Annotated in this window: 20 protein-coding genes; all 20 read left to right on the top strand. The window is 56.4% G+C overall.

Annotated features, from left to right (window positions below; genetic code table 11):
* The coding region (locus N430_RS15295; protein ID WP_116583645.1) for an EF-Tu/IF-2/RF-3 family GTPase at positions 1–495 on the top strand (495 nt) is incomplete at its 5' end.
* Positions 496–636: 141 nt separating this feature from the next.
* Positions 637–948 carry a 30S ribosomal protein S10 gene (gene rpsJ / locus N430_RS15290; protein ID WP_003186070.1) on the top strand — a complete coding sequence of 104 codons (312 nt, stop codon included), beginning with the start codon at positions 637–639 and terminating at the stop codon, positions 946–948.
* An 80-nt stretch (positions 949–1,028) separates the two neighbouring features.
* Complete coding sequence (gene rplC, locus N430_RS15285) at positions 1,029–1,664, top strand: 50S ribosomal protein L3 (protein WP_027917847.1); 636 nt, start codon at positions 1,029–1,031, stop codon at positions 1,662–1,664.
* 12 nt (positions 1,665–1,676) lie between these two features.
* Entirely contained in the window at positions 1,677–2,279 is a 603-nt protein-coding gene (gene rplD, locus N430_RS15280; protein WP_027917846.1) for a 50S ribosomal protein L4, read from the top strand.
* Positions 2,276–2,575, top strand: a complete 300-nt coding sequence (gene rplW, locus N430_RS15275) for a 50S ribosomal protein L23 (RefSeq protein ID WP_003255484.1) — start codon at positions 2,276–2,278, stop codon at positions 2,573–2,575. Before rplD ends, rplW begins: the two co-directional genes overlap by 4 nt.
* Before the next feature lie 14 nt (positions 2,576–2,589).
* On the top strand, positions 2,590–3,414 hold the full coding sequence (gene rplB, locus N430_RS15270; protein ID WP_003255483.1) for a 50S ribosomal protein L2: 825 nt from the start codon (positions 2,590–2,592) through the stop codon (positions 3,412–3,414).
* A gap of 16 nt (positions 3,415–3,430) precedes the next feature.
* A complete protein-coding gene (gene rpsS / locus N430_RS15265; protein ID WP_003255482.1) occupies positions 3,431–3,706 on the top strand; it encodes a 30S ribosomal protein S19 in 276 nt (91 codons plus the stop codon).
* An 11-nt stretch (positions 3,707–3,717) separates the two neighbouring features.
* Positions 3,718–4,050 carry a 50S ribosomal protein L22 gene (gene rplV, locus N430_RS15260; RefSeq protein ID WP_003103908.1) on the top strand — a complete coding sequence of 111 codons (333 nt, stop codon included), beginning with the start codon at positions 3,718–3,720 and terminating at the stop codon, positions 4,048–4,050.
* 13 nt (positions 4,051–4,063) lie between these two features.
* Positions 4,064–4,750, top strand: coding sequence for a 30S ribosomal protein S3 (rpsC, locus tag N430_RS15255; RefSeq protein WP_003255481.1), 687 nt, complete (start codon positions 4,064–4,066; stop codon positions 4,748–4,750).
* Between the two features lie 12 nt (positions 4,751–4,762).
* Positions 4,763–5,176: a 50S ribosomal protein L16 gene (gene rplP / locus N430_RS15250; RefSeq protein ID WP_003255479.1), complete on the top strand. Its 414-nt coding sequence runs from the start codon at positions 4,763–4,765 to the stop codon at positions 5,174–5,176.
* Complete coding sequence (rpmC, locus tag N430_RS15245; protein ID WP_002555481.1) at positions 5,176–5,367, top strand: 50S ribosomal protein L29; 192 nt, start codon at positions 5,176–5,178, stop codon at positions 5,365–5,367. Before rplP ends, rpmC begins: the two co-directional genes overlap by 1 nt.
* Positions 5,368–5,369: 2 nt before the next feature.
* Positions 5,370–5,636, top strand: a complete 267-nt coding sequence (gene rpsQ, locus N430_RS15240) for a 30S ribosomal protein S17 (RefSeq protein WP_008089812.1) — start codon at positions 5,370–5,372, stop codon at positions 5,634–5,636.
* 23 nt (positions 5,637–5,659) lie between these two features.
* A complete protein-coding gene (gene rplN / locus N430_RS15235; RefSeq protein ID WP_008089810.1) occupies positions 5,660–6,028 on the top strand; it encodes a 50S ribosomal protein L14 in 369 nt (122 codons plus the stop codon).
* Between the two features lie 11 nt (positions 6,029–6,039).
* On the top strand, positions 6,040–6,354 hold the full coding sequence (gene rplX, locus N430_RS15230) for a 50S ribosomal protein L24 (protein WP_003255476.1): 315 nt from the start codon (positions 6,040–6,042) through the stop codon (positions 6,352–6,354).
* Between the two features lie 20 nt (positions 6,355–6,374).
* Entirely contained in the window at positions 6,375–6,914 is a 540-nt protein-coding gene (gene rplE, locus N430_RS15225; protein WP_003255474.1) for a 50S ribosomal protein L5, read from the top strand.
* Between the two features lie 13 nt (positions 6,915–6,927).
* Positions 6,928–7,233: a 30S ribosomal protein S14 gene (rpsN, locus tag N430_RS15220; protein WP_110637824.1), complete on the top strand. Its 306-nt coding sequence runs from the start codon at positions 6,928–6,930 to the stop codon at positions 7,231–7,233.
* Positions 7,234–7,442: 209 nt separating this feature from the next.
* Entirely contained in the window at positions 7,443–7,835 is a 393-nt protein-coding gene (gene rpsH / locus N430_RS15215) for a 30S ribosomal protein S8 (RefSeq protein ID WP_019097628.1), read from the top strand.
* 12 nt (positions 7,836–7,847) lie between these two features.
* On the top strand, positions 7,848–8,381 hold the full coding sequence (gene rplF / locus N430_RS15210; RefSeq protein ID WP_054887033.1) for a 50S ribosomal protein L6: 534 nt from the start codon (positions 7,848–7,850) through the stop codon (positions 8,379–8,381).
* 10 nt (positions 8,382–8,391) lie between these two features.
* Positions 8,392–8,742, top strand: a complete 351-nt coding sequence (gene rplR, locus N430_RS15205) for a 50S ribosomal protein L18 (RefSeq protein WP_003255467.1) — start codon at positions 8,392–8,394, stop codon at positions 8,740–8,742.
* Positions 8,743–8,745: 3 nt separating this feature from the next.
* Complete coding sequence (rpsE, locus tag N430_RS15200) at positions 8,746–9,246, top strand: 30S ribosomal protein S5 (protein ID WP_003255465.1); 501 nt, start codon at positions 8,746–8,748, stop codon at positions 9,244–9,246.

Raw genomic sequence — 9,246 nt, 5'->3', positions numbered from 1 at the left:
CGTATCGAGCGTGGTATCGTCCGCGTTCAGGATCCGCTGGAAATCGTTGGTCTGCGTGACACCACCACCACCACCTGCACCGGTGTTGAGATGTTCCGCAAGCTGCTGGACGAAGGCCGTGCTGGCGAGAACTGCGGCGTTCTGCTGCGTGGTACCAAGCGTGACGACGTTGAGCGTGGCCAGGTTCTGGTCAAGCCAGGTTCGGTCAAGCCGCACACCAAGTTCACCGCAGAAGTCTACGTCCTGTCGAAGGAAGAAGGCGGCCGTCACACTCCGTTCTTCAAAGGCTACCGTCCTCAGTTCTACTTCCGTACCACTGACGTGACCGGTAACTGCGAACTGCCGGAAGGCGTTGAAATGGTAATGCCAGGTGACAACATTCAGATGACTGTTACCCTGATCAAGACCATCGCAATGGAAGACGGTCTGCGCTTCGCTATCCGTGAAGGCGGTCGTACCGTCGGCGCCGGCGTCGTAGCCAAAATCATCGAGTAATCACTCGACCGATTGAAAAAACCCCCGCTCAGCGGGGGTTTTTTTTATTGGGTTGACACTAAATTGGGGCGTCTATAGAATCACGCCTCCTTTTAGCGGGCGTAGTGCGTCCGTTGGGAACAGCCTGGAGTCTGAAATCCAATGCAAAATCAGCAAATCCGTATCAGGTTGAAGGCTTTCGACCATCGCCTGATCGACCAATCCACCCAGGAAATCGTGGAAACCGCGAAACGTACTGGTGCACAAGTGCGTGGTCCAATTCCACTGCCTACCCGCAAAGAGCGTTTCACCGTTCTGGTCTCCCCGCACGTCAACAAAGACGCGCGTGACCAGTACGAGATTCGCACTCATAAGCGTGTTCTGGACATCGTCCAGCCAACGGATAAAACCGTTGACGCGCTGATGAAGCTTGATCTGGCGGCAGGTGTGGAAGTACAGATCAGCCTCGGCTAAGACTTCGGTCTAGTCGTGTAACGCTCTGAAATGGGCGGCCATAGCGGGTGAAAGCCCCGTACACTCATGAGGTTTATAACATGACTATTGGTGTAATCGGTCGCAAGTGCGGTATGACCCGCATTTTCACCGAAGAAGGTGTCTCCATTCCGGTCACGGTCATTGAGATCGAGCCGAATCGTGTCACCCAGTTCAAAACTGAAGAAACCGATGGCTACCGTGCAGTGCAAGTCACTGTCGGCGAGCGTCGTGCTTCGCGTGTGACTGCCGCTCAGGCAGGTCACTTCGCCAAGGCCAACGTTGCCGCTGGTCGCGGTGTCTGGGAGTTCCGTCTTGAAGAAGGCGAGTTCCAGGCTGGCGACTCGATCAAAGCTGAACTCTTCACTGCAGGCCAGCTGGTTGACGTTACTGGTCAGTCCAAAGGTAAAGGCTTCGCCGGTACCATCAAGCGCTGGAACTTCCGTGGCCAGGACAACACCCACGGTAACTCCGTGTCGCACCGTGTCCCAGGTTCCATCGGCCAGTGCCAGACTCCTGGTCGTGTGTTCAAGGGCAAGAAAATGTCCGGTCACATGGGCGCCGAGCGCGTGACTGTTCAGTCCCTGGAAGTAGTTCGCGTAGACGCTGAGCGCAACCTGCTGCTCGTCAAGGGTGCCGTACCTGGCGCTACTGGCGGCGACGTGGTTGTACGTCCAGCTGTCAAGGCTCGCGGTTAAGGGGATACTGACATGCAACTTAATGTAAATGACGCTCAGGCGATCGAAGTTTCCGAACTGGCTTTCGGTGGCGAATTCAACGAGACGCTGGTACACCAAGCAGTCGTGGCCTACATGGCTGGCGGCCGTCAGGGCACCAAGCAGCAGAAGACCCGTTCCGACGTGGCTGGTGGCGGTAAGCGCCCATGGCGTCAGAAGGGTACTGGCCGTGCTCGTGCTGGTACCACCCGTGGTCCGATCTGGCGTGGCGGTGGTGTAACCTTCGCAGCTCGTCCTCAAGATCACTCGCAGAAGCTCAACAAGAAGATGTACCGCGCAGCCCTGCGCTCCATCCTCGCTGAGCTGGTGCGTAGCGATCGTCTGGTCGTGGTTCAGGACTTCGCTGTTGAAGCGCCGAAAACCAAAGATCTGCTGAACAAGCTGAACGGCATGGGTCTGAACGACGTACTGATCGTTTCCGACGCTGTTGATCAGAACCTGTACCTGGCTGCTCGCAACCTGCCGCACGTCGATGTACGTGACGTTCAAGGTTCCGACCCGGTCAGTCTGATCGCATACGAGAAGGTGTTGATCACCGTCTCGGCCGTGAAGAAATTCGAGGAGCTGCTGGGATGAACCAGGAACGCGTATTCAAAGTCCTCCTTGGCCCGCACGTTTCCGAGAAGGCTACCGTTCTGGCTGAGAAAAAAGGCCAGTTCGTATTCAAGGTTGCTACTGATGCAACCAAGCTGGAAATCAAGAAAGCTGTCGAAGGCCTGTTCAACGTAAAAGTTGAAAACGTGTCGACTGTTAACGTTCTGGGTAAAACCAAGCGTACCGCACGTGGTCTGGGCAAGCGTAATGACTGGAAGAAGGCGATCGTCTCCCTTCAGCCAGGCCAAGATCTCGATTTCAGCAGCAGTGCTGAGTAAGGAAGGGGTGCATCATGGCAATCGTTAAATGCAAACCGACTTCCCCTGGCCGCCGTTTCGTGGTCAAGGTGGTCAACAAGGAGCTGCACAAAGGCGCTCCTCACGCACCGCTGATCGAGAAAAAATCGAAGTCTGGTGGTCGTAACAACAATGGCCGCATTACCACTCGTCACGTTGGTGGTGGTCACAAGCAGCATTACCGTCTGGTCGACTTCCGTCGCAACGACAAAGATGGCATCCCAGCCACTGTCGAGCGTATCGAATACGATCCAAACCGTACTGCTCACATCGCCCTGCTGTGCTACGCAGACGGTGAGCGTCGCTACATCATCGCCCCTAAAGGCGTGAGCGCTGGCGACCAGCTGATCGCAGGTGCCCTGGCCCCAATCAAGGCCGGTAACTCCCTGCAGCTGCGCAACATCCCAGTAGGTAGCACCATTCACGGCATCGAACTGAAGCCGGGTAAAGGTGCTCAGATCGCACGTTCCGCTGGTGCTTCGGCTCAGCTGATCGCCCGCGAAGGTGTCTACGTGACCCTGCGTCTGCGCTCTGGTGAAATGCGTAAAGTCCTGGCTGAGTGCCGTGCGACCCTGGGCGAAGTCTCGAACTCCGAGCACAGCCTGCGTTCGCTGGGTAAAGCTGGTGCCAAACGCTGGCGCGGCGTTCGCCCAACCGTTCGTGGTGTTGCCATGAACCCGGTTGACCACCCACATGGTGGTGGTGAAGGTCGTACCTCCGGTGGTCGTCATCCGGTATCGCCATGGGGCTTCCCAACCAAGGGTGCGAAGACCCGCGGTAATAAGCGTACCGACAACATGATCGTCCGTCGTCGCAAGTAACTAGAGGGATACGACAGTGCCACGTTCTCTGAAAAAAGGTCCTTTTATCGATCTTCACCTGTTGAAGAAGGTCGAAGTGGCGGTGGAGAAGAACGATCGCAAACCAGTTAAAACCTGGTCGCGTCGCTCGATGATCCTGCCACAAATGGTCGGTCTGACCATCGCGGTTCACAACGGTCGCCAGCATGTCCCAGTTCTCGTGAACGAAGACATGGTCGGCCACAAACTGGGCGAGTTCGCCGGTACCCGCACCTATCGCGGGCACGTGGCTGACAAGAAAGCCAAGCGTTAAGGGGTAAGGAAATGGAAGTAGCCGCTAAGTTGTCGGGCGCTCGCATCTCCGCCCAGAAAGCCCGCTTGGTCGCCGACCAGATCCGCGGGAAGAAGGTGGGCGAAGCGCTCAACCTGTTGGCCTTCAGCAGCAAAAAAGCCGCTGAAATCATGAAGAAAGTCCTCGAGTCGGCCGTAGCCAACGCCGAACACAACGAAGGCGCAGACGTTGATGACCTGAAGGTCTCCACCGTCTTCGTCAACGAAGGGCGTTCGCTGAAGCGCATCATGCCACGTGCCAAAGGCCGTGCTGATCGCATCGTCAAGCGGTCTTGCCATATCACTGTCAAGGTTGCGGACAAGTAACGGAGTCGATCAGATGGGTCAGAAAGTACATCCCACTGGCATTCGCCTGGGAATCGTCAAGGAGCACACCTCCGTCTGGTACGCAGACGGTGCTACTTACGCAGATTACCTGTTGAAGGATCTGAAAACGCGTGAGTACCTCCAAGACAAACTAAAAAGCGCGTCCGTAAGCCGTATCGATATTCATCGTCCGGCTCAAACTGCACGCATCACCATCCACACCGCTCGTCCAGGTATCGTTATCGGGAAGAAAGGTGAAGATGTCGAGAAGCTGCGTCAGGACCTGACCAAGCAGATGGGTGTGCCTGTGCACATCAACATCGAAGAGATCCGCAAGCCGGAACTCGACGCTATGCTGGTTGCGCAGAGCGTAGCTCAGCAGCTGGAACGCCGCGTAATGTTCCGTCGCGCCATGAAGCGCGCCGTACAGAACGCCATGCGTATTGGTGCCAAGGGCATCAAGATCCAGGTGAGCGGTCGTCTCGGCGGTGCTGAGATTGCTCGTACCGAGTGGTATCGCGAAGGTCGTGTGCCTCTGCACACCCTGCGTGCCGATATCGACTACAACACCTACGAAGCTCACACCACTTACGGTGTGATCGGTGTGAAGGTTTGGATCTTCAAAGGCGAAGTTATTGGTGGTCGCCAAGAAGAACTGAAACCACAAGCACCAGCGCCTCGTAAAAAAGCTGCTAAGTAAGGGGTACGCCAAATGTTGCAACCAAAGCGTACAAAATTCCGCAAGCAGATGACTGGCCACAACCGTGGTCTGGCACTGCGCGGTAGCAAAGTCAGCTTCGGCGAATTCGCCCTGAAAGCTGTTGCTCGCGGTCGCCTCACCGCTCGCCAGATCGAGTCCGCACGTCGTGCGCTGACCCGTCACGTTAAGCGTGGCGGTAAGATCTGGATCCGTGTGTTCCCGGACAAGCCGATCTCCAAAAAGCCTCTCGAGGTTCGTATGGGTAAAGGTAAGGGCTCCGTGGAGTACTGGGTTGCCCAGATCCAGCCAGGTAAAGTCCTGTACGAGATCGAGGGTGTTTCTGAAGAGCTGGCGCGCGAAGCTTTCGCCCTGGCTGCTGCAAAGCTGCCTCTCGCCACCTCCTTTGTTAAGCGGACGGTGATGTGATGAAAGCGAATGAACTTCGTGAAAAATCTGCACAGCAACTGAATGAGCAACTGCTCGGCTTGCTGCGCGACCAGTTCAATCTGCGTATGCAGAAGGCAACTGGCCAGTTGGGGCAGTCGCACCTGCTCTCGCAAGTTAAGCGTGACATCGCTCGCGTGAAAACTGTGCTTAACCAGCAGGCAGGTAAGTGATCATGGCTGAAGCTGAAAAAACCGTCCGTACGCTGACTGGCCGTGTCGTCAGCGACAAAATGGACAAGACCATCACCGTTCTGATCGAGCGTCGCGTAAAGCACCCGATCTACGGTAAATACGTTAAGCGTTCGACTAAGCTGCACGCGCACGACGAATCCAACCAGTGCAAAATCGGCGACAAGGTTTCCATCCGTGAAACCCGTCCGCTGGCCAAGACCAAGTCCTGGGCACTGGTTGAAGTCCTCGAACGCGCTGTTGAAGTCTAAGGGCTAGGGGTCGGAGAAATTTTATGATTCAGACTCAATCCATGCTCGATGTGGCCGATAACAGCGGCGCTCGTCGCGTCATGTGCATCAAGGTGCTCGGCGGTTCGCACCGCCGTTACGCCGGCATCGGTGACATCATCAAAGTAACCGTCAAGGAAGCAATTCCGCGCGGTAAGGTCAAAAAAGGCCAGGTGATGACTGCTGTTGTCGTCCGTACCCGTCACGGTGTACGTCGCGCTGACGGTTCCATCATTCGTTTCGACGGCAACGCTGCTGTTCTGCTGAACACCAAGCAAGAGCCGATCGGCACTCGCATCTTCGGGCCAGTGACCCGTGAACTTCGTACTGAGAAGTTCATGAAGATCGTCTCGCTCGCCCCTGAAGTGCTGTAAGGAGATCCGACATGCAAAAGATTCGTCGTGACGACGAGATCATCGTGATCGCCGGCAAAGACAAAGGTAAGCGCGGTAAGGTGCTGAAGGTTCTGGCTGATGACCGTCTGGTTATCGGTGGCGTGAACCTGGTCAAGCGTCATACCAAGCCTAACCCGATGGCGGGCGTTCAGGGCGGTATCGTCGAAAAAGAAGCGCCTCTGCACGCTTCCAACGTTGCCATCTTCAACGGCGAAACCAACAAGGCTGACCGCGTTGGTTTCAAAGTAGAAGACGGTAAGAAAATTCGTGTCTTCAAGTCGACCCAAAAAGCGGTTGATGCTTGAACACTGCTAGGTAGAAGACCATGGCACGACTGAAAGAGATTTACCGGAACGAAATCGCTCCTAAGCTTAAGGAAGAACTTAAGCTGTCGAACGTGATGGAAGTTCCGCGCGTTACCAAGATCACCCTGAACATGGGTCTGGGCGAAGCGATCGGCGACAAGAAAGTCATCGAGCACGCTGTTGCCGACCTGGAAAAGATCACCGGTCAAAAGCCGGTCGTGACTTTCGCTCGTAAATCCATCGCGGGCTTCAAAGTCCGTGAGGGATGGCCGATCGGCGTCAAGGTGACCCTGCGTAGCGACAAGATGTACGAATTCCTGGACCGCCTGCTGGCGATCTCCCTGCCTCGGGTTCGCGACTTCCGCGGCCTGAATGCCAAGTCCTTCGATGGCCGTGGCAACTACAGCATGGGCGTGAAAGAGCAGATCATCTTCCCGGAAATCGATTACGACAAGATCGATGCTCTGCGCGGTTTGGACATCACCCTGACCACCACTGCTCGTTCGGATGACGAAGGCCGCGCTCTGCTGCGTGCATTCAAATTCCCGTTCCGCAACTGATTGGAGTAGGAAAATGGCCAAGAAGAGCATGAAAAACCGCGAGCTGAAGCGTCAGCTCACGGTAGCCAAGTTCGCTAAGAAGCGTGCTGAGCTGAAAGCGACCATCGTCAACCAGAACGCCTCTCCAGAAGAGCGTTTCGCTGCCGTAGTCGCTCTGCAGAAGCAGCCACGTGATGCTAGCGCTTCGCGCCTGCGCAACCGTTGCCGCCTGACCGGTCGTCCTCACGGTGTATACCGTAAGTTCGGCCTGGGCCGTAACATGCTGCGTCAAGCTGCAATGCGCGGCGACGTACCAGGCCTGGTCAAAGCCTCCTGGTAATTGCTGCAGGTGTGATCCCGGTGGAAGGGGAGCAATCTTCCGACCATCGGTGACCTCGCCAACAAACAAGCCCCCTCGTGGGGCTTGTTTCGTTTCTGCCTTGTGTCTAGAATGACCGGCTCACCCGAGCCTGGGTTTTTTACCCTGCCCGTTCGGGTGGTTGTGATAGCCGCAAGGCTAATATTTCTTGTATCAGGAGCATCTAGCCCATGAGTATGCAGGACCCGTTAGCGGACATGCTAACTCGCATCCGTAATGCCCAGATGGCTGAAAAGTCCGTCGTAAGCATGCCTTCCTCCACTCTGAAGGTCGCGGTTGCCAAAGTTCTGAAGGACGAAGGTTACATCGCTGGCTACCAGGTTACTGGTGAAGCCAAGCCTTCCCTGTCGATCGAACTGAAGTACTTCGAAGGCCGTCCGGTCATCGAGGAACTGAAGCGCTCCAGCCGTCCAGGCCTGCGCCAGTACAAGTCCGTCACTGAGCTGCCGAAAGTACGTGGCGGCCTGGGCGTGTCTATTGTCTCCACCAACAAAGGTGTGATGACTGATCGCGCTGCGCGCGCTGCCGGTGTCGGCGGCGAAGTTCTCTGCACAGTGTTCTAAGGGGGGATAGACATGTCTCGCGTCGCTAAGAACCCCGTTAAGCTGCCATCCGGTGTCGAAGTCAAATTCGCCGGCCAGCAGCTTTCGGTGAAGGGTGCCAAAGGCACTCTCGAACTGAACGTTCACTCGTCTGTTGAAGTTACCGAAGAGTCTGGTGAGCTGCGTTTCGTCGCTCGCAATGGTGACCAGCAAGCTCGCGCCATGGCCGGTACTACCCGCGCTCTGGTCAACAACATGGTCCAAGGCGTAAGCCAAGGCTTCGAGCGTAAGCTCCAGCTGGTCGGTGTTGGTTACAAGGCACAGGCCAAAGGCACCGTCCTGAACCTGGCCCTGGGCTTCTCTCACCCAGTGGACTACGAACTGCCAGCCGGCATCACCGCTGAAACTCCTAGCCAGACCGACATCCTGATCAAGGGTATCGACAAGCAGCTGGTAGGTCAGGTGGCCGCTGAAATCCGCGGGTTCCGTCCGCCAGAGCCTTACAAAGGCAAGGGTGTGCGTTACGCGGACGAAGCAGTCCGTCGTAAAGAAGCCAAGAAGAAGTAGGGCCTAGCAAATGACCGACAAAAAAGTTATTCGACTGCGTCGCGCTCGCAAAGCACGCCTCAAGATGCACGAACTCGAAGTCGTGCGCCTGTGCGTGTTCCGCTCCTCGCAGCACATCTACGCCCAGGTCATTTCGGCCGACGGCAGCAAGGTTCTGGCAAGCGCCTCGACCTTGGACAAAGACCTGCGTGATGGCGCCACTGGCAACATCGACGCGGCCACTAAGGTTGGCAAGCTGGTAGCTGAGCGTGCGAAAGCCGCCGGTGTATCTCAAGTTGCCTTTGACCGTTCCGGCTTCAAGTACCACGGCCGCGTCAAAGCGCTGGCTGATGCTGCTCGTGAAGGCGGGCTGGAGTTCTAAGTTATGGCAAATAACGATCAAAAGCGCGACGAAGGCTACATCGAGAAGCTGGTTCAAGTTAACCGCGTAGCTAAAACCGTTAAAGGCGGCCGCATCTTCACCTTCACCGCGCTGACCGTGGTTGGTGATGGCAAGGGTCGCGTTGGTTTCGGCCGTGGCAAGTCGCGCGAAGTTCCTGCCGCGATCCAGAAAGCCATGGAAGCTGCTCGTCGCAACATGATCCAGGTTGACCTGAAGGGCACCACCCTGCAGTACGCCACCAAGGCTGCCCACGGCGCCTCGAAGGTTTACATGCAGCCTGCCTCGGAAGGTACCGGTATCATCGCCGGCGGCGCCATGCGTGCCGTCCTGGAAGTTGCTGGTGTTCAGAACGTCCTGGCCAAGTGCTACGGTTCGACCAACCCAGTGAACGTGGTTTACGCCACCTTCAAGGGTCTGAAAGCCATGCAATCTCCTGAGTCCATTGCTGCCAAGCGCGGCAAGAGCGTTGAGGAGATCTTCTAA

This window comes from Pseudomonas sp. CC120222-01a, assembly GCF_003097235.1.
Taxonomy (GTDB): Bacteria; Pseudomonadota; Gammaproteobacteria; order Pseudomonadales; family Pseudomonadaceae; genus Aquipseudomonas.
Note: the sequence above shows the minus strand (reverse complement) of the source record. Positions and strands in the feature narration are given on the sequence as shown.

Bases quoted from the DNA above. Each gene is read 5' to 3' on its own strand.
- rpsJ (WP_003186070.1), top strand. From the start codon at position 637: ATGCAAAATCAGCAAATCCGTATCAGGTTGAAGGCTTTCGACCATCGC.
- rplC (WP_027917847.1), top strand. From the start codon at position 1,029: ATGACTATTGGTGTAATCGGTCGCAAGTGCGGTATGACCCGCATTTTC.
- rplD (WP_027917846.1), top strand. From the start codon at position 1,677: ATGCAACTTAATGTAAATGACGCTCAGGCGATCGAAGTTTCCGAACTG.
- rplW (WP_003255484.1), top strand. From the start codon at position 2,276: ATGAACCAGGAACGCGTATTCAAAGTCCTCCTTGGCCCGCACGTTTCC.
- rplB (WP_003255483.1), top strand. From the start codon at position 2,590: ATGGCAATCGTTAAATGCAAACCGACTTCCCCTGGCCGCCGTTTCGTG.
- rplV (WP_003103908.1), top strand. From the start codon at position 3,718: ATGGAAGTAGCCGCTAAGTTGTCGGGCGCTCGCATCTCCGCCCAGAAA.
- rpsC (WP_003255481.1), top strand. From the start codon at position 4,064: ATGGGTCAGAAAGTACATCCCACTGGCATTCGCCTGGGAATCGTCAAG.
- rplP (WP_003255479.1), top strand. From the start codon at position 4,763: ATGTTGCAACCAAAGCGTACAAAATTCCGCAAGCAGATGACTGGCCAC.
- rpmC (WP_002555481.1), top strand. From the start codon at position 5,176: ATGAAAGCGAATGAACTTCGTGAAAAATCTGCACAGCAACTGAATGAG.
- rpsQ (WP_008089812.1), top strand. From the start codon at position 5,370: ATGGCTGAAGCTGAAAAAACCGTCCGTACGCTGACTGGCCGTGTCGTC.
- rplN (WP_008089810.1), top strand. From the start codon at position 5,660: ATGATTCAGACTCAATCCATGCTCGATGTGGCCGATAACAGCGGCGCT.
- rplX (WP_003255476.1), top strand. From the start codon at position 6,040: ATGCAAAAGATTCGTCGTGACGACGAGATCATCGTGATCGCCGGCAAA.
- rplE (WP_003255474.1), top strand. From the start codon at position 6,375: ATGGCACGACTGAAAGAGATTTACCGGAACGAAATCGCTCCTAAGCTT.
- rpsN (WP_110637824.1), top strand. From the start codon at position 6,928: ATGGCCAAGAAGAGCATGAAAAACCGCGAGCTGAAGCGTCAGCTCACG.
- rpsH (WP_019097628.1), top strand. From the start codon at position 7,443: ATGAGTATGCAGGACCCGTTAGCGGACATGCTAACTCGCATCCGTAAT.
- rplF (WP_054887033.1), top strand. From the start codon at position 7,848: ATGTCTCGCGTCGCTAAGAACCCCGTTAAGCTGCCATCCGGTGTCGAA.
- rplR (WP_003255467.1), top strand. From the start codon at position 8,392: ATGACCGACAAAAAAGTTATTCGACTGCGTCGCGCTCGCAAAGCACGC.
- rpsE (WP_003255465.1), top strand. From the start codon at position 8,746: ATGGCAAATAACGATCAAAAGCGCGACGAAGGCTACATCGAGAAGCTG.